Genomic DNA, 23,524 nt, shown 5'->3' with positions numbered 1-23,524 from the left:
AGATCTCTGACGACGCGTTAAGCGGAGAGCTTTAGCCCGGCGATACCGGCAACGATCAGGGTGATGCAGCCGAGGCGGACAAACGTTGCCGGTTCGGCAAAGAGAAAGATGCCGAGAATGACGGTGCCGACGGTGCCGATGCCGGTCCAGACGGCATAGGCCGTGCCAAGCGGCAGGGTTCTGACCGCCAGACCCAGCAGCGCGATGCTGAAGATCATCGAACCGACGGTCAGGATCGTCGGCGTTACCCGCGTGAAGCCTTCGGTATATTTGAGACCGATTGCCCAGCCGATTTCAAGGATGCCGGCAAGCAGGAGGATTAACCAGGCCATTTCAAACTCCTAGAGTATGGAGCGAGGCCGTCCCCGCGGATGTTCGGTATCGAGAGTCTCAAAACCGTGCAGCCGTCTGCAACGCGGCTTCTATCTCACGGTTCACTGACGGCAGCAAGATATGCCGGGGCAAATCAGCCCTGCGCGACTGGCAGGGCTTAAGCATTTTCAGGGAAAGTGCGAAGCGGTTTTCCGTCAGGAAATGCCTCGCGACAGAGAGTCAGCTTCGCTCCCGACGCAGCTTTGCCCACCATTCCAGCCGCTTGCGGATCTCCCGCTCGAAGCCGCGTTCCGGTGGATCATAGAAAGTCTTGCGTCCCATCTTTTCGGGGAAATAGTCTTGCCCGGAGAACGCATCGGGCTCGTCGTGATCGTAGCGATAGCCGTCGCCGTAGCCCTCACCCTTCATCAATTTGGTCGGTGCGTTGAGGATATGTTTCGGAGGCAGAAGCGAACCGTTTTCCTTGGCTGCCCGCATCGCCGCCTTGTAGGCCGTGTAGACACCATTCGACTTCGGCGCGGTCGCGAGATAGACGCAGGCCTGGGCCAGTGCCAGTTCGCCTTCCGGCGAGCCGAGATAATCATATGCGTCCTTGGCGGCATTGCAGATCGCCAGCGCCTGAGGATCGGCAAGGCCGATATCCTCCACCGCCATGCGAACGAGCCGTCGCCCGAGATAGAGTGGATCCTCACCGGCATCGAACATCCGGCAGAGATAATAAAGTGCGGCATCGGGGTCGGAGCCGCGCACCGATTTGTGCAGCGCCGAGATCAGGTTGTAGTGACCGTCCTGGCCCTTGTCGTAAACGGGCGCTCGCCGCTGCACGACTTTCTGCAGCGCCTCGACATCGAAGACCTCGTCGCGCCGCGCGGCGCGCCAGACTTCCTCGGCCAGCGTCAGCGCCGCCCGGCCGTCACCGTCGGCCATACGGATCAGGCTTGCCCGCGCGTCCGCGTCGAGCGGAAGAGGCTTGCCTTCCGTCTCCTCCGCACGCTTCAGCAATTCCTGCAGGCTCTCTTCTCCATGCGGCTTGAACGTCAGCACGCGGGCGCGCGACAAGAGAGCGGCGTTGAGCTCGAAGGATGGATTTTCCGTCGTCGCCCCAACCAGGATGACCGTACCGTCTTCCATGACAGGCAGAAAGCTGTCCTGTTGGGCACGGTTGAAACGATGGATCTCGTCGACGAAGAGCAGGGTCTGACGGCCAGACATCCGCCGCGCCCGCGCCGATTCGAAAACCTTCTTGAGATCGGCGACGCCGGAAAAGATTGCGGAGATCTGCTCGAAGGCCAGACCCGCCTCACCCGACAGCAACCGGGCGACCGTCGTCTTGCCCGTGCCCGGCGGTCCCCAGAAGATCATCGAGCCGAGCGAGCCCGATGCGATCATTCGCGTCAACACGCCATCCTCGCCCGTCAGGTGTTCCTGACCGGTGACCTCGGACAGCGTACGCGGACGCAGACGATCGGCAAGCGGCCTAGCCGAGGTCATTTCCGGCGGTTCCGAGGAGGAGAAGAGATCGCTCATCGGAAGAACTGACGAATGAGCTGGCCGTCACGCTCGATTTCGACGCGCCAGAAAGATGCATCATCGGCCATGACGGTCTCCAGCGTCTTCGAACTATCGATCGCCGCGCCATTGACGGAGCGGATGATATCCTTCGGCGCCAGACCTATGCGCGCGGCGGGCGAGCCACGATTGATCTCGGTGACGACGACACCCTGCGACGAGGTCGACATGCGCAGTTCCTCGGCAAGCCGTGGAGAGAGATTTGCCACAACTGCACCCGCAAACGGATTGCGACCCTCAATGAGCCGTTCATCACGGGGTGACGTCTCCGGCGCCCGGTCCAGCTTCAGGCTGACGTCGTGCGGTTTGCCGTTTTCGGAAATCGTGACGCGTGCCTCGGGGCCGATGCCGCCCGTGGTCGGGCGAGAGCGGGGGGCATGGGGATGTTCGACGGCGATGCGGTGGCCGGCGGTGACCCCCGGCCGGGGCTTGATGCCGGCCGTGGCCGCCGGCCCGCCATTGACAACGGCGGTCACGAGCGCACCGCGCGCGCGATCAAGGCCGAGCGCTTCGGCGACTTCCGATGTCACAGGTTCGAAGGACGCGCCGATGAACGGACGCACGAAGGAGCCATTGCCGCCCTCGGCGGATGCGACGAAGACCTTCACCAGATTAGCCGGAATGGCGAAACCGACGCCGTTCGAGCCGCCGCCCTTGGAGAAGATCGCAGTGTTGATGCCGATCAGCGCACCGTTCATGTCGATCAGGCCGCCGCCGGAATTGCCGGGATTGATGGCGGCATCGGTCTGGATGAAGAAGCCGAAATCGCCTGATGATACCTGATTGCGGGCAAGGGCCGAGACGATACCGCTCGTCACCGTCTGGCCGACACCGAAGGGGTTGCCGATCGCCAGCACAAGGTCACCGACTTCGACCGCATCGGAATCGCCGATCGGGATATTGTCGAATGGGCCATCGGATTGAATCTTCAGCACCGCAAGATCGAGGCGATCGTCCTTGAGCACGATCTTGCAGGGATATTCGCGGCCGTCGGCAAGCGCCACCTTGATATCGTCGGCACCCTCGATGACGTGGTTGTTGGTGACGACGATGCCGTTCTTGCCGACGATCACGCCGGATCCGAGCGACGACTGCTTCTCACTGCGGTTCGGCATGCGCTGCCCGAAGAACTCCTCGAAGAAGGGATCACCCGAGAAGATCGACCGGCGCTCGACCACCCGTTCGGCATAGACGTTGACGACCGCATTCGCCGTCTGCTTGACCAGCGGGGAGAAGGAAAGCTGCATCTCCGTGCGCGATTGAGGCACGGCCTTTACATCCTGGGCCATTGCCGGACAGGACAGAGAGACCGCAAGAACGAGCGCCGCAAGCGCTCTTTGACCAAAGATCATATGAAGCATTCTCCTATTCGTCGCCGCTACGTTCAGATAGGATTTCGCAGGAAAAAAGGCAAACGTCGCGGCAAGATACCCAAAGTCGGCGCCATCACGTCCAATGCACGAAAACGTGGTTATCCGCCTCTTTCTCAGTGATCGAAACTCTGGTCAGTTTGAGCAGACAAGACCCACACGTTCAAAGCGGAAAAGCTCATGCCGGCCTATCGTCCACCGAGAATCGCATTGTCCGAAATCACCCCGGAGGGCTGCTTTCTCTCGCGCCGCGCCTTTCTCGCAACGACGGCCGGTGGCCTGCTGGTTGCAGGAGCTGGCGCCCGTGCCGCGCAAGCGGCCGCCCTTGTTGCGCCCAAGGGCAAATATACGGTGGACGAAGACCTGACGCCGGAAGGCGACGTCACGGGCTACAACAATTTCTATGAGTTCGGGACCGGCAAGGCCGATCCTGCCGCAAACGCGGAGGCCTTCAAGACGACGCCGTGGACCGTGAAAGTCGACGGTCTCGTCGCCAAGCCAAGGGAATTCGGGCTGGAGGAGCTTCTGGCACTCCCCCTTGAGGAGCGCGTCTACCGGATGCGCTGCGTCGAGGCCTGGTCGATGGTCATCCCCTGGACCGGGTTTCCGCTCGCAGCCCTGCTCGACAAGGTCGAACCGCTCGGCAATGCCAAATATGTCTCGTTCGATACCGTGGTGCGCCCCGAGGAGATGCCCGGCCAATCCGGCTTCTTCCAGCCGTTGCCCTGGCCCTATCGCGAGGGTTTGCGCCTGGACGAGGCGCGTCATCCGCTCACCATTCTCTCGGTCGGCGTCTATGGCAAGACGCTACCCAACCAGAACGGCGCGCCGATCCGGCTCGTCGTTCCCTGGAAATACGGTTTCAAGGGCATCAAGTCGATCGTGCGTATCTCGCTGACGGAAACGCCGCCGCCCTCGACCTGGAACCTGTCAGCACCCAACGAATACGGTTTCTATGCCAACGTGAATCCAGCCGTCGACCATCCGCGCTGGAGCCAGGCAACCGAAAACAGGATTGGTGGTGGTGGCTTCTTCGGCGCCAACCGGCGCGATACCCTGCCTTTCAATGGCTATGCGGACGACGTCGCCGGCCTCTATGCCGGCATGGACCTGAAAGCGAACTTCTGAGGATGGCCAGATTGCCCGCCCTGCCGAAACGCTTTCACTCCGCGTCCGTCTGGGCACTTTACGGGCTGGGCCTCTGTCCGGCCCTTGCCGCCTTCTATCTCGGGGCGACGGGGCGTCTGCCGGGCAACCCGGTCAAGGAATTCGAGCATCTGCTTGGCATCTGGGCGCTGCGCTTTCTGATCGCTACGCTGGCGATCACACCGATCCGCGACATCTTCGGCATCAACTGGCTGCGCTATCGGCGCGCGCTCGGGCTGCTGTCGTTCTACTATGTCGTGATGCACTTCCTGGCCTATTTCCTGCTCGACCAGGTGCTGAACATTCCTGCTATCATCGCCGATATCGCTCGGCGTCCCTTCATCACCATCGGCATGGCCGGTCTGGTGATGCTTATCCCCTTGGCGTTGACCTCCAACAATTGGTCGATCCGCCGGTTCGGCAACCGGTGGAGCCGGCTGCACAAGCTCGCCTACGTCATTGCCGCGGCGGGGGCGCTGCATTTCGCGATGTCGGTCAAGGTGGTTGGCCCGGAACAGGCGACCTATCTCGCCTTGGTCACCCTGCTTCTATGCTGGCGTCTGGCGCGCAAGCCTTATCTGAAGCGCAAACGCCAGGCAGGCGCCCGGCCGATCCGAGCCCCTGAAACAGAAAAAGCGGCCGGGTGAAGAACACCCGGCCGCTTTCAATTCAGCTTGCCTGAAAAGATCAGGCTGCTTCTGCGGCGTCAGCTTCAGCTGCGACGCGAGCGCGATCCTTCGCACCCTTTGCATCGGTGTCGCGGTCAACGAATTCGATGACAGCGAGAGCAGCGTTGTCGCCCTGGCGGAAGCCAGCCTTCATGATACGCAGGTAGCCGCCGTTGCGGGTGGCGTAACGCGATGCGATCGTGTCGAACAGCTTCGAAACGACAGCGGCGTCGCGGATCTGCGAGATCGCCTGACGGCGAGCATGCAGGTCGCCGCGCTTGCCGAGAGTGACGAGCTTTTCAACGATCGGGCGGATTTCCTTAGCCTTCGGCAGGGTCGTAACGATCTGCTCGTGCTCGATCAGCGAAGCTGCCATGTTGGCAAACATCGCCTTGCGGTGGCTGGCGGTTCTATTCAGCTTGCGGCCGGCTTTACCGTGGCGCATTGCTATTCTCCTTCACTTGCAGGCATCTGCCCGCAGTCTAATGGTTAGTATTGGTCTTCGTAACGCTTGGCGAGATCTTCGATGTTCTCAGGCGGCCAGGACGGCACTTCCATGCCGAGGTGCAGGCCCATGGAAGCGAGAACTTCCTTGATTTCGTTCAGCGACTTGCGACCAAAATTCGGCGTGCGGAGCATTTCTGCTTCGGTCTTCTGAATGAGGTCGCCGATGTAGACGATGTTGTCGTTCTTCAGGCAGTTGGCCGAACGGACGGAAAGCTCCAGTTCGTCGACCTTCTTGAGAAGCGCCGGGTTGAAGGCGAGTTCGGTGACTGCCTCTTCCTCTGCTTCCTTCTGCGGCTCGTCGAAGTTGACGAAAACCGACAGTTGGTCCTGAAGGATGCGGGCCGCAAACGCGATCGCATCTTCACCGGTGACGGAGCCGTCCGTCTCGATGGACATCGTCAGCTTGTCATAATCAAGAACCTGGCCTTCGCGGGTGTTTTCCACCTTGTACGAGACCTTCTTGACCGGCGAGTACAGGCTGTCGACCGGGATGAGGCCGATCGGAGCATCTTCCGAACGGTTACGGTCAGCCGGAACGTAGCCCTTGCCGTTGTTGACGGTGAACTCCATGCGGATTTCCGCGCCCTCGTCGAGCGTGCAGATCACATGGTTCGGGTTGAGGATTTCGATATCGCCAACCGTCTGGATGTCACCGGCGGTTACAACGCCCGGACCCTGCTTGCGCACAACCATGCGCTTTGCGTCGTCGCCATCCATCTTGATGGCGATTTCCTTGATGTTGAGCACGATGTCCGTCACGTCTTCCCGGACGCCCGGGATAGAGGAGAACTCGTGCAGGACGCCGTCGATCTGCACCGCGGTGACAGCAGCACCGCGAAGCGACGACAGCAGCACGCGGCGAAGCGCGTTGCCGAGCGTCAGACCAAAGCCGCGTTCAAGCGGTTCCGCCACCAACGTTGCCTTGGTGCGGCCCGAGGAGATGAACTCCACCTTGTTCGGCTTGATCAGTTCCTGCCAATTTTTCTGGATCATGTTTTGTGCCTTCCGTTCGTTGTCACCATCCAATCGTGACAACCGAGCCCCGAAGTCCGGGAGCGCGCCAAAGCGCCCTCACCGGCATTTTGAACGCAAATGATCAGACGCGGCGCTTCTTGCGCGGGCGGCAACCGTTGTGCGGGATCGGGGTCACATCGCGGATCGAGGTGATCATGAAGCCCGCTGCCTGCAGTGCGCGAAGAGCGGATTCACGGCCGGAACCCGGACCGCAAACTTCAACTTCAAGCGACTTCATGCCGTGTTCCTGGGCCTTCTTGGCGCAGTCTTCAGCGGCGATCTGAGCGGCAAACGGGGTCGACTTACGCGAGCCCTTGAAACCCTTGGCACCGGCAGACGACCAGGCAATTGCGTTGCCCTGTGCGTCGGTGATGGTGATCATGGTGTTGTTGAACGACGAATTGACGTGCGCAACGCCAGACGTGATGTTCTTGCGTTCGCGACGGCGAACGCGGGTGGCTTCCTTGGCCATAGGATCCCTTTCTTAGATCTCTGCACCGCCGTAATTCCAGCGGCTCCACCGGGAAAGGAATTTTCGTCCCCTGCCCTGCTTCTTCAGTTTCATCCAGAACCGGCGGAACCGGCCCTGCAGGCATTTCACGAAACCTATCCAGTTCCGCAACGGTCGGGCAACGCCCTTCCCAAACTGCAAAAGGAGGCCGGCGCGTGCGCCAGCCTCCCAATCTCCCTATTCGGGAAATTACTTCTTCTTACCGGCGATCGCCTTTGCCGGACCCTTGCGGGTGCGGGCATTGGTGTGGGTACGCTGACCGCGCACCGGCAGGCTGCGGCGATGACGCAGGCCGCGGTAGCAGCCAAGGTCCATCAGACGCTTGATGTTCATCGACGTGTCACGACGCAGGTCACCTTCAACCTGGTAGTCACGGTCGATCGTTTCGCGGATCTGAAGAACTTCAGCGTCCGTCAACTGATGCACGCGGCGATCAGCCGGAATACCGACCTTCTCGACGATTTCCTGTGCGAATTTCGGTCCAATCCCGTGAATATAGGTCAGCGCGATAACAACGCGCTTTGCCGTCGGGATGTTGACGCCAGCGATACGTGCCACGTCTATTCTCCTTGCGTTCCAGTTGCCATCCGGCAATAGGTGCTTCGTTACGCGACCTCAAGAGCCGCACGTTGATTGAGGTTCGAGACACGTCAAAAACGACCGTACCCGGACTTCGTTTCGTTGAAGACCGCGCCGATCGCTCCCATGTCGCGAGTTGGCGCTGTCTTTGGCGGAATCAGCCGGAAAAGTCAACTCCCCGGCGGTTCCTTTTCGGCAAAGACCCAGGGTCTAAGCCAGAATCTTCTCGATCTGTGCAGTCACGGCGTCTACATCGGCCATGCCGTCGACCGTCTTCAGTTCTCCCGTGCCCGCATAGTGCTCGGACAACGGCGCGGTCTTTTCCCGATATTCCGTGAGCCGGCGCTTGAAGGCCTCCGGATTGTCGTCCGATCTGACCGAGCCGCCCGCAGCGATGGTCTCCGCTACGCGATTCTCCATGCGCTTTACAAGCGCAGTCTCGTCGACCTTCAGCTCGATTACGGCATCGAGCTTCAAGCCCTTGCCTTCGAGCATCTGGCCGAGAGCGACCGCCTGAGGAACCGTGCGCGGGTATCCGTCGAGAATAAAGCCGTTGGCACAATCCGGGGCGTCGATCCGGTCCGACACGATCTCGTTGACGATCGCATCGGAGACCAACTGGCCGGCGTCCATGACCGCCTTGGCGCGCTTGCCGACGTCGGTCGCCTGCGCGACGGCTGCCCGCAACATGTCACCTGTGGAAAGCTGCGGAATACCGTACCTCTCCGTCAGAAGCTTGGCTTGCGTCCCCTTGCCAGCTCCGGGCGGTCCCAAAAAAATCAGTCTCATCGTCCCCTCTTTCCTCCGCGCAGCTTCGACTTCTTGATCAGCCCCTCATACTGCTGAGCAATGAGGTGACCCTGGATCTGTGCTACCGTATCAAGGGTAACGCTGACAACAATCAAAAGCGACGTACCACCAAGGTAGAACGGCACGCCGGTCTGCGCGATGAGGATTTCAGGCAGGATGCAGACGAAAATCAGATAGATCGCGCCGAGCACGGTGATGCGCGTCAGAACGTAATCGATGTATTCCGCTGTACGCTCGCCCGGACGGATGCCCGGAATGAAGCCGCCGTGCTTCTTCAGATTGTCGGCCGTGTCCTTCGGATTGAAGACGATGGCCGTGTAGAAGAAGGCAAAGAACGCGATCATGCCACCGTAGAGCACCATGTAGAGTGGCTGGCCGTGACCGAGCGCACTGACGATCGATGTCGCCCAGCCCGGGAGCGCTGCGGTGTTGGCAAAGCCAGCGAGCGTGGCCGGCAGCAGCAGGAGCGACGATGCGAAGATCGCCGGGATGACGCCTGCGGTGTTGAGCTTCAGCGGCAGGTGCGACGTATCACCCTGGAACATGCGGTTGCCGACCTGGCGCTTCGGATACTGGATCAGAAGACGGCGCTGCGCACGTTCGACGAAGACGATGAGCGCGATGACGGCAACGATCATGACGATGATCGCCAGGATCAGCGGGGTCGAAAGCGCACCGGTGCGGCCAAGTTCGAGTGTTCCGGCAAGAGCCGTCGGCAGATGGGCGACGATGCCGGCGAAAATGATCAGCGAAATACCGTTGCCGATACCGCGCGAGGTGATCTGCTCGCCGAGCCACATCAGGAACATCGTGCCGCCGAGCAGCGAGATGACCGTGGAAATGCGGAAGAACCAGCCCGGATCGTTCACGAGGCCGTTGCCGCTCTCAAGGCCGACCGCAATGCCGTAGGCCTGCATGACGCCGAGAAGCACCGTGCCATAGCGGGTGTACTGGTTGATGATCTTGCGACCCTGCTCGCCTTCCTTCTTCAGCTGTTCCAGCGCCGGAACGACGGAGGTCATCAGCTGAACGATGATCGAAGCAGAGATATAGGGCATGATGCCGAGCGCGAAGATCGCCATGCGCTCCACTGCACCGCCCGAAAACATGTTGAAGAGGCCGAGGATGCCGCCGCTCTGGCCCTGGAAGGCCTGCGCAAACGCGTCCGGGTTGAGGCCGGGCAGCGGGATATAGGTGCCAAGACGGTAGACCAAAAGCGCACCAAGCGTGAACCACAGTCGTTTCTTCAGATCTTCCGCCTTGGCGAAAGTCGAGAAATTCAGGTTCGAGGCGAGCTGTTCCGCTGCAGAAGCCATGCAATTCTCCGCGTACCAAATCTCGGAATCAGCGGGAGTACCCTGTCCGTTCCGGAAGGACTAACTTTTCGTCTTGAAAACCGGACGCGAGGCGATTGTGTCTGCAATCGGATGCCTCACCGTGGTTTCCGCTATGTCCGCCGAGGCGAGCGATTCGCCATCGCGGACGTGAGGCTCACATATGGGAGCAAAACCGCCCGGAGTGAAGCACCCCGGGCGGTTGATCAGTAATATTATTCTGCGGCAGCCGAAAGCAGCTTGATGGAGCCGCCAGCCTTTTCGATCTTTTCGATCGCCGGCTTGGAAGCGCCTGCAACTTCGAGCGAGATCTTCGCCTTCAGTTCGCCGTCGGCCAGGACGCGAACGCCGTCCTTTTCGCGACGGATGACGCCGGCAGCCTTGAGAGCTGCTGCATCGACGGTCTTCGAAGCGTCAAGCTTCTTGGCGTCGATCGCCGTCTGGATGCGGCCGAGCGACACGACAACAAACTCCGAAGCGAAGATGTTGTTGAAGCCGCGCTTCGGCAGACGACGGTAGATTGGCATCTGGCCGCCTTCGAAGCCGTTGATGGCAACGCCCGAACGAGCCTTCTGACCCTTCACACCGCGACCGGCAGTCTTGCCGGAGCCGGAACCGATGCCGCGGCCAAGACGCTTACGGTTCTTGGTCGAGCCTTCGTTGTCCTTGATTTCATTCAGTTTCATGAGCTTATCCCCCTCACTTCTCGTCGACGACGCGAACGAGGTGCTGGACCGACCGGATCATGCCGCGAACAGCTGGGGTGTCTTCCAGCGTGCGAACCCGGTGCATCTTGTTGAGGCCCAGGCCGATGAGCGTCTGACGCTGTACGGCCGGACGGCGAATGGGGCTACCGATCTGCTCGACGGTAACCGTCTTCGCAGCGTTTTCTTTCTTAACCATCTGTCAGCTCCCTTATTCTTCGGAAGCAGCGCCGGAGGAAACACGACGAGCCTGGAGCGTGGCGTACTTCATGCCGCGCTGAGCTGCGATGTCCTTCGGGTGCATCTGGTTCTTGAGGGCGTCGAACGTTGCGCGAACCATGTTATACGGGTTCGACGAACCGGTCGACTTAGCGACGACGTCATGAACGCCGAGCGTTTCGAAGACGGCGCGCATCGGGCCACCAGCGATGATACCGGTACCGGCCTTAGCCGAACGCAGCAGCACCTTGCCGGCGCCGTGGCGGCCGTGAACGTCGTGATGCAGGGTACGACCACCACGCAGCGGGACGAAGATCAGATCGCGCTTGGCGGCTTCCGTTGCCTTGCGGATGGCTTCCGGCACTTCGCGCGCCTTGCCATGACCGAAGCCAACGCGGCCCTTCTGGTCGCCAACGACGACGAGAGCTGCGAAACCGAAACGACGACCGCCCTTCACCACCTTGGCGACGCGGTTAATTGCTACGAGCTTGTCGACAAATTCGCTGTCGCGCTCTTCGCGGTTCTGGCGATCTTCGCGAGAACCCCTTCTTTCCTGTGCCATTGTCCTTTTCCTTTTTCTTTTCCGGGTGCAATCGGCAGATTGACAAAAGTCGCCCCCGTCCCATGGATCGGAAGCGACCGGAAACTTATGAAGGTTCCAGGCGGGCGCAGGGCCCGCCTAGCAACCGATCAGAAGTTCAGACCACCTTCACGTGCAGCTTCGGCCAAAGCCTTGATGCGGCCGTGATAGATGAAGGCGCCACGATCAAAGACAACGTCCTTGACGCCAGCCTTTACGGCACGCTCAGCGATGAGCTTGCCGACGGCAGCAGCAGCTGCCGCGTCAGCGCCCGTCTTCAAAGACGAACGCAGATCGGTGTCGAGCGTGGAGGCAGACGCAAGCGTCTTGCCGGCCACGTCGTCGATAACCTGTACGTAGATGTTCTTCGACGAGCGATGAACCGACAGGCGCGGACGGCCATTCGCGACCGCCTTGATTTGACGGCGCACGCGGTTGGCGCGACGCACAAGAGTATCTTTCCTGCTAGCCATTTCGCGTGATCCTTACTTCTTCTTGCCTTCTTTGCGGACAATCCGCTCTTCGGCATACTTGACGCCCTTGCCCTTGTAGGGCTCAGGGCCGCGGTATTCGCGGATTTCCGCTGCAACCTGGCCGACCTGCTGCTTGTTGATGCCGGAGACGATGATTTCCGTCGGCTTCGGCACAGCGATCGTGATGCCTTCAGGCGTCTGGTAGACCACGTCGTGGCTGAAACCGAGCGCCAGCTGCAGGTTCTTGCCCTGCAGCGAAGCACGGTAACCAACGCCGTTGATTTCGAGCTTGCGCTCGTAACCGTCCTTAACACCCTTCAGGATGTTCTCGATCATCGTGCGGGACATGCCCCACTTCGAACGAGCATCCTTGCTCTGGTTGAGCGGCTGTACAACAACCGCATTGTCTTCGAGCGCTACCGATACTTCGTCGTTTGCAACAAAGAACAGTTCGCCCTTAGGGCCCTTCGCCGTTACCTTCTGGCCATCCACGCTTGCCGTGACGCCTGCAGGAACTTGAACGGGCTTCTTACCGATACGAGACATTTTTATACCTGTCTGTTCGCTATGGAGATCATGTTACGTCTTAGAAGACGGAGCAAAGAATCTCGCCACCAACATTCTGTTCGCGTGCCTGATGATCGGCCATCACGCCCTTCGGAGTCGAAAGGATGGTGATGCCGAGGCCGTTCGCGACCTGCGGAATGGACTTAACCGAGACATAAACTCGGCGGCCCGGCTTGGAAACGCGTCCGATCTCACGGATTACGGAAGCGCCTTCGTAGTACTTCAGTTCGATGTTCAGCTCGGCCTTGCCGTTGCCGAATACGACTTCAGAGTATCCACGGATGTAGCCTTCAGCCTGAAGGACATCCAGAACACGTGCGCGGAGCTTCGAAGCCGGCGTGGAAACGCTCGACTTGCGGCGAGCCGCGCCGTTACGGATACGGGTGAGCATATCGCCCAGCGGATCAGTCATTGCCATGTGCCCGTCTCCTTACCAGCTCGACTTGACGATACCCGGCACGCGGCCGGAATTGCCCAGTTCGCGAAGCGCAATACGCGACATGCGAAGTTTACGATAGTAGGCGCGCGGACGGCCCGTAACTTCACAACGGTTGCGGATGCGGGTCTTGGATCCATCACGCGGCAGTTCAGCCAGCTTGATGGTTGCCTTGAACCGCTCTTCGATCGGCAGAGACTGGTTCATGATGATTGCCTTCAGAGCGGCGCGCTTAGAGGCTTGCCCGGCAACCAGTTTGCGGCGGCGCTTGTTCTTTTCAACTGCGCTCGTTTTCGCCATAACAGTTATCCTTCTTTACGCTTGTCGTTACGGATTACTGACGGAACGGGAAGTTGAACTCTGTAAGCAGAGCGCGTGCTTCGTCGTCGTTAGTAGCCGTCGTGCAAACGATGATGTCCATGCCCCACATCTGATCAACCTTGTCGTAGTTGATCTCAGGGAACACAATGTGCTCCTTGACGCCCATGGCGAAGTTGCCACGGCCATCGAAGGACTTCGGGTTGAGGCCACGGAAGTCGCGAACGCGCGGAAGAGCGATGTTCACGAGACGATCCAGGAACTCATACATCCGAACGCCGCGCAGGGTAACCTTGGCACCAATCGGCATGCCTTCGCGCAGCTTGAAGCCGGCGATCGAGTTGCGAGCGCGGGTGATTACCGGCTTCTGACCAGCAATCGCAGCGAGGTCGGCAGCTGCGACGGTCGGCTTCTTGGAGTCGCCGGTCGATTCGCCAACGCCCATGTTGATGACGATCTTGTCGAGGCGCGGGATCTGCATTTCGTTGGCGTAGGAGAACTTCTCCTGCATAGCCGCACGAATACGCTCGACATATTCCTTCTTGAGCCGCGGCTCATAAGCGGACTTAGCCATCGATCACTACTCCCGAACGCTTGGCCACGCGGACCTTCTTGTCACCGTCGATCTTGAAGCCGACGCGGGTCGGCTTGCCGTCCTTCGGATCGGCAATCGCGATGTTCGAAAGATGGATCGAGGCTTCCTTGTTGATGATGCCGGCTTCCTGGCTCTGGGTCTGGCGCTGGTGACGCTTCACCATGTTCACGCCACGCACTACAGCCCGATCTTCCTTCGGCATAACCTGTACGACTTCGCCGGTACGACCCTTGTCCTTACCGGTGAGAACGACGACCTTGTCGCCTTTACGAATCTTTTGCATCTCTCAACGCTCCCTTAGAGTACTTCCGGAGCCAGCGAGATGATCTTCATGTGGTTCTTGGCGCGAAGTTCGCGCGGAACCGGTCCGAAGATACGGGTGCCGATCGGCTCTTTCTTGTTATCGATAAGAACGGCTGCGTTTGTGTCAAAACGAATGACGCTGCCATCCGCACGGCGGATGTCTTTCGCGGTGCGAACGACAACAGCCTTCATGACATCACCCTTCTTCACGCGGCCGCGCGGAATGGCTTCCTTGATCGAAACGACGATGATGTCGCCGATCGACGCGTACTTACGCTTGGAGCCGCCCAGCACCTTGATGCACATGACACGACGTGCGCCGGAATTATCCGCCACGTCGAGGTTTGTTTGCATCTGAATCATGTCAGGTCGCCTTCTTGTTGTTACCGGGCCGGTTGGGTCTAGACCCCCTCGCCCGGCTTATTGTGCCTATCTCAAAGCAAAAGAACGCCCGGACTCGAGCGTTCCTCTACTTCAATTGCGTGCTTCATACAGATATTTGCCCAAGACGCAAGGGTCTCGCGGTCAAATCCCGTAGAAATCAAGCCTGGGCGGCAACCACCGTCCAGCGCTTATCCTTGGAGATCGGCGCGCATTCCTCGATGGAAACAACGTCACCAACCTTGTACTGGTTGTTTTCGTCGTGCGCCTTGTACTTCTTCGAACGGCGAACGGTCTTCTGGAGAATCGGGTGCGCAAAGCGGCGCTCGACTCTGACGACGACGGTCTTGTCGTTCTTGTCGCTGACGACTGTGCCCTGCAGAATGCGTTTCGGCATATTTTGTGGTCCTTAGGCCTTGGCTTCTGCCGCCTTCTGGCGGGCAATTGTTTTGACGCGTGCGATGTCCTTGCGGACTTCGTCGATACGCGACGACTTTTCGAGCTGGCCGGTTGCCTTCTGGAAACGCAGATTGAACTGCTCTTTCTTCAGCTTGGCAAGCTCTTCGTTGAGTTGATCGGCGCTCAGAGCGCGAACATCTGCGGCTTTCATGAGATTCACTCCTTACTCTGCGATACGCTGCACGAAGCGCGTCTTGACAGAGAGCTTGGCAGCACCAAGACGAAGTGCCTCACGGGCGAGTTCTTCGCTGACACCATCGATCTCGAACATCATACGACCAGGCTTGACCTTGCATGCCCAGTATTCAACCGAGCCCTTACCCTTACCCATGCGGACTTCGGTAGGCTTGGCGGTAACCGGAACGTCAGGGAACACACGGATCCAGACGCGGCCGGCACGCTTCATATGGCGGGTGATCGCGCGGCGGGCCGCTTCGATCTCACGCGCATTGACGCGGTTTGGTTCTTGAGCCTTCAGGCCGAATTCACCAAAGGCGAGATCAGATCCGCCCTTGGCTACGCCCTTGATGCGGCCCTTGAATTGCTTGCGATACTTCGTACGCTTTGGCTGCAACATTTTTTTAATTCTCCGATATTGGCTGCCACGCGCGCATGTTACGCGTTTTCGCGACGACGGTCTCTGCTGCTGCCGCCCTGGTTGTCACTCTCGATCGCGCGACGCTCGGAAGCCATCGGATCGTGCTCAAGGATTTCGCCCTTGAAAATCCAGACCTTGATGCCGCAGATGCCGAAAGCGGTTTCAGCTTCAGACGTACCGTAGTCGATGTCCGCACGCAGGGTGTGCAGCGGAACGCGACCTTCGCGGTACCATTCGGTACGAGCGATTTCGGCACCACCGAGACGACCGGCGCAGGTGATCTTGATGCCTTCGGCGCCAAGACGCATGGCCGACTGAACGGCGCGCTTCATTGCACGGCGGAAAGCCACGCGGCGCTCGAGCTGCTGGGCGATCGACTGGGCAACGAGCGTTGCGTCAACTTCCGGCTTGCGCACTTCAACGATGTTGAGGTGGGTTTCGGAGTTGGTCATCTCGGAAAGCTTCTTGCGGAGCTTTTCGATGTCTGCGCCCTTCTTGCCGATGATCAGGCCCGGACGAGCCGAGTGGATCGTTACACGGCACTTCTTGTGCGGACGCTCGATCACGACCTTGGCAATGCCAGCGGCCTTGAGCTCTTCCATCAGGTAAGCGCGGATCTTCAGGTCTTCGTGAAGAAGCTGACCGTATTCCGCGTTATCAGCGAACCAACGGCTATCCCAGGTCCGGTTGATGCCGAGACGGAAACCGATCGGATTAATCTTCTGGCCCATTATGCAGCCTCCCCTTTGGCTTCCACTTCACGAACGACGATCGTCAAGTGAGAGAACGGCTTTTCAACACGCGATGCACGGCCGCGACCACGAGCGTGGAAGCGCTTCATCACAATCGACTTGCCAACATACGCCTCGGCAACGATGAGCGAATCAACGTCGAGGTCGTGGTTGTTCTCAGCGTTTGCGATCGCGGATTCAAGCGTCTTCTTGACCGTCTCGGAGATCCGCTTGCGCGAGAACTCGAGTTCGGCCAGAGCGCGCTCGACCTTCTTGCCGCGGATCATCGCGGCAACCAGGTTGAGCTTCTGGGGGCTGACGCGGATCGTGCGCGCAATTGCCTGCGCTTCATTATCCTTCAGCCGGCGTTCGGCTTTTGCCTTGCCCATTGTTACTTCCTCTTTGCCTTCTTGTCCGCACCATGACCGTAATAGGTCCGGGTCGGAGAGAATTCACCGAACTTGTGTCCGACCATTTCTTCTGACACCGAAACGGGAACATGCTTGTTGCCGTTGTAGACGCCGAAGGTGAGACCCACGAACTGCGGAAGGATCGTGGAGCGACGGCTCCACATTTTGATCACTTCGTTACGACCGCCGTCACGAACCTTCTCAGCCTTCTTGAGAAGATAGCCGTCAACAAACGGACCTTTCCATACTGAACGAGCCACTTGAGACTTCCTCTCTTACTTCTTGCGCTGGTGACGCGACCGCATGATGAACTTGTCGGTCGACTTGTTGGAGCGCGTCCGCTTGCCCTTCGTCGGCTTGCCCCAAGGGGTAACCGGGTGGCGACCACCGGACGTACGGCCTTCACCACCGCCGTGCGGGTGGTCAACCGGGTTCATGACGACGCCGCGAACGTGCGGCTTCTTACCGCGCCAGCGCGAACGACCAGCCTTACCGTCATTGATGTTGCCGTGATCGGGGTTCGATACAGCTCCGATGGATGCAAGGCAAGAGCCGTGCACGAGGCGCTGTTCACCCGAGTTCAGGCGAAGGATTGCCATGCCCTGGTCACGACCAACGAGCTGGGCGTAGGTACCGGCAGAGCGAGCGAGCTGACCACCCTTGCCCGGCTTCATTTCCACGTTGTGGATGATGGAGCCGACCGGGATGAACTGCAGCGGCATGGTGTTGCCGGGCTTGACGTCGACGGCTGCCTTCTCCGAAGCGATGACCTTGTCGCCGGCAGCAAGGCGCTGCGGAGCGAGGATGTAGGCCTGTTCGCCATCGGCGTAGGTTACCAGCGCGATGAACGCGGTGCGGTTCGGGTCATATTCCAGACGCTCTACGGTGCCCTCTACGTCGAACTTGCGACGCTTGAAGTCGACCAGACGGTAGGTCCGCTTGTGACCGCCGCCCTGGAAGCGAACGGTGATGCGGCCGAGGTTGTTGCGACCGCCCTTGGAGTGCAGACCTTCGGTCAGCGCCTTTACCGGCTTGCCCTTGTAGAGGCCGGACCGGTCAACGATGACCAGCTGGCGCTGGCTCGGGGTCGTCGGATTGAAACTTTTCAATGCCATTTTATTGTTCCCTTTTGGGTTTTTACCCTAATGGGCCTATCCGTTAGAGACCGGTGGAGACGTCGATGGACTGACCGTCGGCGAGCGTGATGATCGCCTTCTTCACGTCCTTCTGCTTCCCGGTAAAGCCGCGGAAGCGCTTGGTCTTGCCCTTGCGGACGAGCGTGTTCACGGCCGTAACCTTGACGCCGAACAGAGCTTCGACAGCAGCCTTGATTTCAGGCTTCGAAGCGCCCTTGGCGACGTTGAAGACGATCTGGTTCTGTTCGGAAACCAGCGTCGACTTTTCAGTGATCGAGGGGGACACGATCACGTCGTAGTGGCGAAGATCCGTCATTTGAACCGCTCCTCCAGAGCTTCCACGGCAGCCTTGGAAAGCACGAGCTTGCCACGGCGCAGAATGTCGTAAACGTTGATGCCCTGAACCGGCAGAACGTCCACATTCGGGATGTTCTGGGCTGCGAGCTTGAAGTTGTTCTCGATTTCGGCGCCGCCGATGATCAGAGCATTGGTCAGACCGAGCGAGGCGAATACGCCTGCGAGGGTCTTCGTCTTTGCTTCTGCGGCAACAAGATCATCGAGAACGATGATGTTTTCAGCCTTCAGCTTGGCAGACAGAGCGTGGCGAAGGCCGAGTGCACGAACCTTCTTCGGCAGGTCATGGGCGTGGCTGCGAACAACCGGGCCATGAGCCTTACCACCGCCACGGAACTGCGGAGCGCGAGCGGAGTGGTGGCGGGCGCGGCCCGTACCCTTCTGCTTGTACATCTTGGCGCCGGTGCGCGAAACTTCCGCGCGGCCCTTGGCCTTGTGTGTGCCCTGCTGCTTCTTAGCGAGCTGCCAGCGAACGACGCGGGCAATGATGTCTTCACGGGGTTCGAGACCGAAAATGGCGTCCGAAAGGGAAACCTTTCCCGCGTCCTTGCCCTCGAGGGTTTTGACGGTGAGATCCATTATTCGGCTCCCTTACTTCGATGCTTCGGCGCGCACGGCCGCGGGGCGCGGTGCGCCTTCCGGGGTGCCCGACTTGATGGCGTCACGAACGACGATCCAGGCACCCTTGGAGCCGGGGACAGCGCCCTTGACCAGGATCAGACCGCGGTCTTCGTCGGTCGATACGACTTCGAGGTTCTGCGTGGTGACGCGCGTCTGGCCCATGTGACCAGCCATGCGCTTGCCCTTCCAGACGCGACCCGGATCCTGGTTGGAGCCGGTCGAACCATGCGAACGGTGCGATACGGAAACGCCGTGCGTTGCACGCAGACCGCCGAAGTTGTGGCGCTTGATAGCGCCGGCAAAGCCCTTACCGATCGTGGTACCGGTGACGTCGACGAGCTGGCCCGCAACGAAATGGTTGGCGGTCAGTTCGGAGCCGATGTCGATCAGATTGTCCGCGGAAACGCGGAATTCGACGAGCTTCGCCTTCGGTTCGACGTTGGCGGCAGCAAAGTGGCCGCGCATCGCCTTCGGCGTGTTCTTGACCTTGGCAGTGCCGGCGCCCAACTGGACAGCGGTATAGCCGTTCTTGTCGTCCGTGCGCTGGGCTACCACCTGGCAGTTTTCCAGCCGCAATACTGTTACCGGGATATGCTCGCCGGCGTCGTTGTAGACGCGCGTCATTCCCACTTTCTGTGCAATCACACCTGAACGCATCGGTTCATTCCTCTTGAGAGTTAACGTCGGGGCGAGCCCCTTCGCATCTCTTGTTTAAGGTCTCCCTCTGCTCCTTGCGGAACGTCGGGTCGCCCGTTTCTGGAAGCCGTTGGACCGAAGCCCACGTACCTTCCTTGTTATTAAAGCTTAATTTCCACGTCGACGCCGGCAGCGAGGTCGAGCTTCATCAGCGCGTCAACGGTCTGCGGGGTCGGATCTACGATATCGAGAAGGCGCTTGTGGGTACGCATTTCGAACTGTTCGCGGCTCTTCTTGTCGACGTGCGGCGAACGGTTGACCGTAAATTTTTCAATGCGCGTCGGCAGCGGTACTGGACCGCGCACGCTGGCACCGGTGCGCTTGGCCGTCGAGACGATTTCGCGCGTCGAGGCATCGAGGATCCGGTGATCAAACGCCTTGAGGCGGATGCGGATGTTCTGGCCGTTCATACGACTTATCCTTGTTCATGTTAGTTGCGGTTTCCGTGGAGAAACACGCATTGAACTTCGTTTGATGTTCGGCCAGTCCGCTAATTTTTCAAAGATCGGAGGGACAAGGTTTCCCCTGCCCCTTCCTATTTGAGCGGCCGTGGCCGGCCTGTACTTTCGCGATCGCACTATGCCGACGCACCGTGCAAATCACGCTTGCGCGCCATTTGCACTATTTCGGCGTCGTCGGCAAGCCGTGCGACCAACTAAATCATGCTGGGCGGCTATGCCCGGGGCGCATAACAATGCGCCCCGTTTCTTTCCGCCCGTTCGCCGATTACTCGACGATCGAAGCGACGATGCCGGCGCCGACGGTACGGCCGCCTTCGCGGATCGCGAAGCGCAGCTTTTCTTCCATCGCGATCGGAACGATCAGCTCAACGGCAACGGTGACGTTGTCGCCAGGCATAACCATTTCCGTGCCTTCCGGAAGCGTCACGATGCCCGTCACGTCCGTCGTGCGGAAGTAGAACTGCGGACGGTAGTTCGTGAAGAACGGCGTATGACGGCCGCCTTCTTCCTTCGTCAGGATGTAGGCTTCTGCCATGAACTTCTTGTGCGGCTTGACCGAACCCGGCTTGCACAGGATCTGGCCACGCTCAACGCCGTCACGGTTGACACCACGGATCAGCGCGCCGATGTTGTCGCCGGCCTGGCCCTGGTCGAGCAGCTTGCGGAACATTTCAACGCCGGTAACCGTCGTCTTCGACGTGTCGCGGATGCCGACGATTTCGACTTCTTCGCCAACCTTGACGATGCCGCGCTCAACGCGACCGGTCACAACCGTACCACGGCCCGAGATCGAGAACACGTCTTCGATCGGCATCAGGAACGGCTGGTCGATCGGACGCTCAGGCGTCGGGATGTAGGCGTCAACGGCAGCCATCAGCTCGCGGATCGCGTCTTCGCCGATCTTCTTGTCCGAATCTTCAAGAGCAGCAAGTGCCGAGCCCTTGATGATCGGAATGTCGTCGCCCGGGAATTCGTAGGACGACAGCAGTTCGCGAACTTCAAGCTCGACGAGCTCGAGAAGCTCGGCGTCGTCAACCTGGTCGACCTTGTTGAGGAACACGACGATCGCCGGAACGCCAACCTGGCGAGCAAGCAGGATGTGCTCGCGGGTCTGCGGCATCGGGCCGTCAGCAGCCGAGCAAACCAGGATCGCGCCGTCCATCTGCGCCGCACCGGTGATCATGTTCTTGACGTAGTCGGCGTGGCCGGGGCAGTCAACGTGGGCGTAGTGACGGGCCGGCGTCTCATACTCAACGTGAGCCGTCGAAATCGTGATACCACGGGCCTTTTCTTCCGGAGCAGCGTCGATCTGGTCATACGCCTTGTACTCGCCGAAGTACTTCGTGATCGCTGCCGTCAGCGACGTCTTGCCATGGTCAACGTGGCCAATCGTGCCAATGTTAACGTGCGGCTTGTTGCGCTCAAATTTGCTCTTTGCCATTTTCGGCTCTCCGTTTCCTGTCCCCTATCGGGGAAATCTTATCTAACTGTTTTCAGCGAAAGGGTATTCCGGTCACTTCTGACCGGAATACTTTGCCTGGATTTCCTGTGCGACGTTCGACGGGACCGGCGAGTAGTGATCGAAGGTCATCGTGTACTGGGCGCGGCCCTGAGACATCGAGCGCAGGTTGTCCACGTACTTGAACATGTTCGCCAGCGGGACGTTCGCGTTGATGACGACGGCAACACCGCGCGATTCCTGGCCCTGGATCTGGCCACGACGCGAGTTGAGGTCACCGATAACGTCACCGACGTAATCTTCCGGCGTTACCACTTCCACCTTCATCATCGGCTCGAGGAGCTGAGCGCCGGCCTTCTTGGCTGCTTCACGGAAGCAGGCACGCGAAGCGATTTCGAACGCCAGAACCGACGAGTCGACGTCGTGGAAGGCACCGTCGATGAGCGTCGCCTTGACGCCCAGCATCGGGAAGCCAGCCAGCGGACCCGAAGACAGAACGCTTTCGATGCCCTTCTGAACGCCCGGGATGTATTCCTTGGGAACAGCACCACCAACGATCTTGGACTCGAACTTGAAGTCTTCGCCATCCGGGTTCGGTTCGAAGACGATCTTGACGCGCGCGAACTGGCCGGTACCACCGGACTGCTTCTTGTGCGTGTAGTCTTCTTCGTGCTGACGCGTGATGGTTTCGCGGTAGGCAACCTGCGGCGCGCCGACGGTTGCTTCGACCTTGAATTCGCGACGCATACGGTCAACCAGGATGTCGAGGTGAAGTTCACCCATGCCTGCGATGATCGTCTGGCCGGACTCTTCGTCGGTCTTGACGCGGAACGACGGATCTTCTGCAGCCAGGCGGTTGAGCGCGAGGCCCATCTTTTCCTGGTCGCCCTTGGTCTTCGGCTCGATCGCGATCTGGATAACCGGCTCCGGGAATTCCATGCGCTCAAGGATAACCGGCTTCAGCGGGTCGCAGAGCGTATCGCCAGTGGTGGTTTCCTTGAGGCCAGCCAGAGCAACGATGTCGCCTGCAAAGGCTTCTTCGATGTCTTCACGGCTGTTGGAATGCATCTGAAGCATACGGCCGACGCGCTCGCGCTTTTCCTTGACCGTGTTCATGACCGACGTGCCCTTTTCGAGCTTGCCGGAGTAGATGCGGGCGAAGGTGAGCGAACCGACGAAGGGGTCGTTCATGATCTTGAATGCGAGCATCGAAAGCGGCTCGCTGTCGTCAGCGTGGCGCTCGGTCTCGGCTTCGGTCTTAACGTCGATGCCCTTGATCGCCGGGATATCCAGCGGCGACGGCAGGTAATCGACAACGGCGTCGAGAAGCGGCTGAACGCCCTTGTTCTTGAACGCGGTACCACAGAACATCGGGTGGAACTTCACGTCGATGGTGCCACGGCGAACGAGCGCACGGATCTGTTCGTTGTCAGGCAGGTTGCCTTCGAGGTACGCTTCGGTCGCGGCTTCGTCGATCTCGACAACGGTCTCGATCAGAAGTTCGCGGTACTTCTGCGCTTCTGCCTTCATGTCATCAGGAATTTCGACGACGTCCCACTGAGCGCCGAGCGATTCGTCGCGCCAGATGAGAGCGTTCATCTCGATCAGGTCGATGACACCCTTGAACTCGGTCTCAGCGCCGATCGGCAGCTGCATGACAACCGGGATCGCACCGAGGCGCGACTTGATCATCGAGACAGAGCGGTAGAAGTCAGCGCCGGTCTTGTCCATCTTGTTGCAGAAGATCATGCGCGGAACATTGTACTTCTCAGCCTGGCGCCAGACGGTTTCCGTCTGCGGCTCAACACCGGCGTTGGCGTCGAGCAGCGCGATAGCGCCGTCGAGAACGCGCAGCGAGCGCTCGACTTCGATGGTGAAGTCAACGTGGCCGGGAGTGTCGATGATGTTGAAGCGGCGGGTCTTGCCGTCACGGCCCTTCCAGAAGGTCGTGGTCGCAGCAGACGTAATGGTGATACCGCGTTCCTGCTCCTGCTCCATCCAGTCCATGGTAGCGGCGCCGTCGTGGACTTCGCCGATCTTATGGGACTTACCGGTGTAGTAGAGAATACGTTCGGTCGTCGTCGTCTTGCCGGCGTCGATGTGCGCCATGATACCGAAATTGCGGTAGTCTTCGATTTTGTATTCGCGAGCCATAGGGACTCCCTTTCGAAATTAGTCGTCG

Annotated in this window: 34 protein-coding genes; 2 read left to right on the top strand and 32 right to left on the bottom strand. The window is 59.6% G+C overall.

The features are described 5' to 3' along the window. Positions 1 to 17: 17 nt before the first annotated feature. From sugE to AC244_RS01925, 3 genes are all read right to left on the bottom strand, one after another. On the bottom strand, positions 18 to 332 hold the full coding sequence (sugE, locus tag AC244_RS01935) for a quaternary ammonium compound efflux SMR transporter SugE (protein ID WP_053247124.1): 315 nt from the start codon (positions 330 to 332) through the stop codon (positions 18 to 20). 220 nt (positions 333 to 552) lie between these two features. After that, a complete protein-coding gene (locus tag AC244_RS01930) occupies positions 553 to 1,860 on the bottom strand; it encodes a replication-associated recombination protein A (RefSeq protein WP_053247123.1) in 1,308 nt (435 codons plus the stop codon). Continuing rightward, the gene (locus AC244_RS01925) at positions 1,857 to 3,254 is read right to left on the bottom strand and encodes a DegQ family serine endoprotease (RefSeq protein WP_053247122.1); all 1,398 of its coding nucleotides are present in this window, start codon (positions 3,252 to 3,254) and stop codon (positions 1,857 to 1,859) included. The genes AC244_RS01930 and AC244_RS01925 overlap by 4 nt, the downstream gene beginning before the upstream one ends. Positions 3,255 to 3,452: 198 nt before the next feature. Between AC244_RS01925 and msrP the strand changes: the two genes are divergently transcribed. Beyond that, positions 3,453 to 4,400: a protein-methionine-sulfoxide reductase catalytic subunit MsrP gene (msrP, locus tag AC244_RS01920; protein WP_053247121.1), complete on the top strand. Its 948-nt coding sequence runs from the start codon at positions 3,453 to 3,455 to the stop codon at positions 4,398 to 4,400. A gap of 2 nt (positions 4,401 to 4,402) precedes the next feature. Next, the gene (gene msrQ / locus AC244_RS01915) at positions 4,403 to 5,065 is read left to right on the top strand and encodes a protein-methionine-sulfoxide reductase heme-binding subunit MsrQ (protein ID WP_053247120.1); all 663 of its coding nucleotides are present in this window, start codon (positions 4,403 to 4,405) and stop codon (positions 5,063 to 5,065) included. A 40-nt stretch (positions 5,066 to 5,105) separates the two neighbouring features. Here msrQ and rplQ read toward each other — a convergent pair whose 3' ends face one another. The 29 genes from rplQ to fusA all read right to left on the bottom strand — a co-directional run bounded on the left by rplQ (position 5,106) and on the right by fusA (position 23,496). After that, a complete protein-coding gene (gene rplQ / locus AC244_RS01910) occupies positions 5,106 to 5,531 on the bottom strand; it encodes a 50S ribosomal protein L17 (protein WP_025426687.1) in 426 nt (141 codons plus the stop codon). A gap of 44 nt (positions 5,532 to 5,575) precedes the next feature. After that, positions 5,576 to 6,586 (bottom strand): DNA-directed RNA polymerase subunit alpha, encoded by a 1,011-nt coding sequence (locus AC244_RS01905; RefSeq protein ID WP_025426686.1) that lies wholly within the window; start codon positions 6,584 to 6,586, stop codon positions 5,576 to 5,578. A 103-nt stretch (positions 6,587 to 6,689) separates the two neighbouring features. Beyond that, complete coding sequence (gene rpsK, locus AC244_RS01900; RefSeq protein WP_003536496.1) at positions 6,690 to 7,079, bottom strand: 30S ribosomal protein S11; 390 nt, start codon at positions 7,077 to 7,079, stop codon at positions 6,690 to 6,692. Between the two features lie 228 nt (positions 7,080 to 7,307). After that, positions 7,308 to 7,676 (bottom strand): 30S ribosomal protein S13, encoded by a 369-nt coding sequence (gene rpsM, locus AC244_RS01895; RefSeq protein WP_025426685.1) that lies wholly within the window; start codon positions 7,674 to 7,676, stop codon positions 7,308 to 7,310. A gap of 231 nt (positions 7,677 to 7,907) precedes the next feature. Then, a complete protein-coding gene (locus AC244_RS01890) occupies positions 7,908 to 8,486 on the bottom strand; it encodes an adenylate kinase (protein WP_053247119.1) in 579 nt (192 codons plus the stop codon). Further along, entirely contained in the window at positions 8,483 to 9,823 is a 1,341-nt protein-coding gene (gene secY / locus AC244_RS01885; RefSeq protein ID WP_053247118.1) for a preprotein translocase subunit SecY, read from the bottom strand. The genes AC244_RS01890 and secY overlap by 4 nt, the downstream gene beginning before the upstream one ends. A gap of 233 nt (positions 9,824 to 10,056) precedes the next feature. After that, positions 10,057 to 10,527, bottom strand: a complete 471-nt coding sequence (rplO, locus tag AC244_RS01880) for a 50S ribosomal protein L15 (protein ID WP_025426682.1) — start codon at positions 10,525 to 10,527, stop codon at positions 10,057 to 10,059. Between the two features lie 13 nt (positions 10,528 to 10,540). Beyond that, complete coding sequence (rpmD, locus tag AC244_RS01875) at positions 10,541 to 10,744, bottom strand: 50S ribosomal protein L30 (RefSeq protein ID WP_053247117.1); 204 nt, start codon at positions 10,742 to 10,744, stop codon at positions 10,541 to 10,543. 12 nt (positions 10,745 to 10,756) lie between these two features. Next, positions 10,757 to 11,326 carry a 30S ribosomal protein S5 gene (gene rpsE, locus AC244_RS01870; RefSeq protein WP_025426680.1) on the bottom strand — a complete coding sequence of 190 codons (570 nt, stop codon included), beginning with the start codon at positions 11,324 to 11,326 and terminating at the stop codon, positions 10,757 to 10,759. A gap of 128 nt (positions 11,327 to 11,454) precedes the next feature. Then, positions 11,455 to 11,817, bottom strand: coding sequence for a 50S ribosomal protein L18 (gene rplR / locus AC244_RS01865; RefSeq protein WP_025426679.1), 363 nt, complete (start codon positions 11,815 to 11,817; stop codon positions 11,455 to 11,457). A gap of 12 nt (positions 11,818 to 11,829) precedes the next feature. Further along, a complete protein-coding gene (gene rplF, locus AC244_RS01860) occupies positions 11,830 to 12,363 on the bottom strand; it encodes a 50S ribosomal protein L6 (protein WP_053247116.1) in 534 nt (177 codons plus the stop codon). 40 nt (positions 12,364 to 12,403) lie between these two features. Then, on the bottom strand, positions 12,404 to 12,802 hold the full coding sequence (gene rpsH / locus AC244_RS01855; protein WP_025426677.1) for a 30S ribosomal protein S8: 399 nt from the start codon (positions 12,800 to 12,802) through the stop codon (positions 12,404 to 12,406). Between the two features lie 12 nt (positions 12,803 to 12,814). Then, positions 12,815 to 13,120: a 30S ribosomal protein S14 gene (gene rpsN, locus AC244_RS01850; protein WP_025426676.1), complete on the bottom strand. Its 306-nt coding sequence runs from the start codon at positions 13,118 to 13,120 to the stop codon at positions 12,815 to 12,817. A 34-nt stretch (positions 13,121 to 13,154) separates the two neighbouring features. Further along, on the bottom strand, positions 13,155 to 13,712 hold the full coding sequence (gene rplE, locus AC244_RS01845; protein ID WP_025426675.1) for a 50S ribosomal protein L5: 558 nt from the start codon (positions 13,710 to 13,712) through the stop codon (positions 13,155 to 13,157). Next, positions 13,705 to 14,016, bottom strand: a complete 312-nt coding sequence (gene rplX, locus AC244_RS01840) for a 50S ribosomal protein L24 (protein WP_025426674.1) — start codon at positions 14,014 to 14,016, stop codon at positions 13,705 to 13,707. The genes rplE and rplX overlap by 8 nt, the downstream gene beginning before the upstream one ends. Before the next feature lie 14 nt (positions 14,017 to 14,030). Continuing rightward, a complete protein-coding gene (rplN, locus tag AC244_RS01835; RefSeq protein WP_003536525.1) occupies positions 14,031 to 14,399 on the bottom strand; it encodes a 50S ribosomal protein L14 in 369 nt (122 codons plus the stop codon). Between the two features lie 178 nt (positions 14,400 to 14,577). After that, the gene (rpsQ, locus tag AC244_RS01830) at positions 14,578 to 14,814 is read right to left on the bottom strand and encodes a 30S ribosomal protein S17 (RefSeq protein WP_025426673.1); all 237 of its coding nucleotides are present in this window, start codon (positions 14,812 to 14,814) and stop codon (positions 14,578 to 14,580) included. A gap of 12 nt (positions 14,815 to 14,826) precedes the next feature. Then, positions 14,827 to 15,027, bottom strand: coding sequence for a 50S ribosomal protein L29 (gene rpmC, locus AC244_RS01825; protein ID WP_025426672.1), 201 nt, complete (start codon positions 15,025 to 15,027; stop codon positions 14,827 to 14,829). Positions 15,028 to 15,039: 12 nt separating this feature from the next. Next, positions 15,040 to 15,453 (bottom strand): 50S ribosomal protein L16, encoded by a 414-nt coding sequence (gene rplP / locus AC244_RS01820; RefSeq protein ID WP_011975175.1) that lies wholly within the window; start codon positions 15,451 to 15,453, stop codon positions 15,040 to 15,042. Between the two features lie 38 nt (positions 15,454 to 15,491). Further along, complete coding sequence (rpsC, locus tag AC244_RS01815) at positions 15,492 to 16,205, bottom strand: 30S ribosomal protein S3 (RefSeq protein ID WP_053247115.1); 714 nt, start codon at positions 16,203 to 16,205, stop codon at positions 15,492 to 15,494. Further along, positions 16,205 to 16,594: a 50S ribosomal protein L22 gene (gene rplV, locus AC244_RS01810; protein ID WP_025426669.1), complete on the bottom strand. Its 390-nt coding sequence runs from the start codon at positions 16,592 to 16,594 to the stop codon at positions 16,205 to 16,207. Before rplV ends, rpsC begins: the two co-directional genes overlap by 1 nt. Before the next feature lie 2 nt (positions 16,595 to 16,596). Beyond that, positions 16,597 to 16,875 (bottom strand): 30S ribosomal protein S19, encoded by a 279-nt coding sequence (rpsS, locus tag AC244_RS01805; protein WP_025426668.1) that lies wholly within the window; start codon positions 16,873 to 16,875, stop codon positions 16,597 to 16,599. A 15-nt stretch (positions 16,876 to 16,890) separates the two neighbouring features. Continuing rightward, positions 16,891 to 17,730, bottom strand: a complete 840-nt coding sequence (gene rplB, locus AC244_RS01800) for a 50S ribosomal protein L2 (protein ID WP_025426667.1) — start codon at positions 17,728 to 17,730, stop codon at positions 16,891 to 16,893. A 43-nt stretch (positions 17,731 to 17,773) separates the two neighbouring features. Next, positions 17,774 to 18,067, bottom strand: coding sequence for a 50S ribosomal protein L23 (locus AC244_RS01795; protein ID WP_025426666.1), 294 nt, complete (start codon positions 18,065 to 18,067; stop codon positions 17,774 to 17,776). After that, a complete protein-coding gene (gene rplD, locus AC244_RS01790; protein WP_025426665.1) occupies positions 18,064 to 18,684 on the bottom strand; it encodes a 50S ribosomal protein L4 in 621 nt (206 codons plus the stop codon). The genes AC244_RS01795 and rplD overlap by 4 nt, the downstream gene beginning before the upstream one ends. A 12-nt stretch (positions 18,685 to 18,696) precedes the next feature. Beyond that, positions 18,697 to 19,383 carry a 50S ribosomal protein L3 gene (rplC, locus tag AC244_RS01785; RefSeq protein WP_025426664.1) on the bottom strand — a complete coding sequence of 229 codons (687 nt, stop codon included), beginning with the start codon at positions 19,381 to 19,383 and terminating at the stop codon, positions 18,697 to 18,699. Positions 19,384 to 19,523: 140 nt separating this feature from the next. Beyond that, a complete protein-coding gene (gene rpsJ / locus AC244_RS01780; protein WP_003507767.1) occupies positions 19,524 to 19,832 on the bottom strand; it encodes a 30S ribosomal protein S10 in 309 nt (102 codons plus the stop codon). A 316-nt stretch (positions 19,833 to 20,148) separates the two neighbouring features. Beyond that, the gene (gene tuf, locus AC244_RS01775; RefSeq protein ID WP_053247104.1) at positions 20,149 to 21,324 is read right to left on the bottom strand and encodes an elongation factor Tu; all 1,176 of its coding nucleotides are present in this window, start codon (positions 21,322 to 21,324) and stop codon (positions 20,149 to 20,151) included. 72 nt (positions 21,325 to 21,396) lie between these two features. Next, complete coding sequence (gene fusA / locus AC244_RS01770) at positions 21,397 to 23,496, bottom strand: elongation factor G (protein ID WP_053247114.1); 2,100 nt, start codon at positions 23,494 to 23,496, stop codon at positions 21,397 to 21,399. Between the last annotated feature and the right edge of the window lie 28 nt (positions 23,497 to 23,524).

Origin of the sequence: Ensifer adhaerens (assembly GCF_001270265.1) — a bacterium.
Classification (GTDB): Bacteria; Pseudomonadota; Alphaproteobacteria; order Rhizobiales; family Rhizobiaceae; genus Ensifer; species Ensifer adhaerens_B.
The sequence above is the reverse complement of the archived record's forward strand: the minus strand, read 5'-3'. Positions and strand labels throughout refer to the sequence as shown.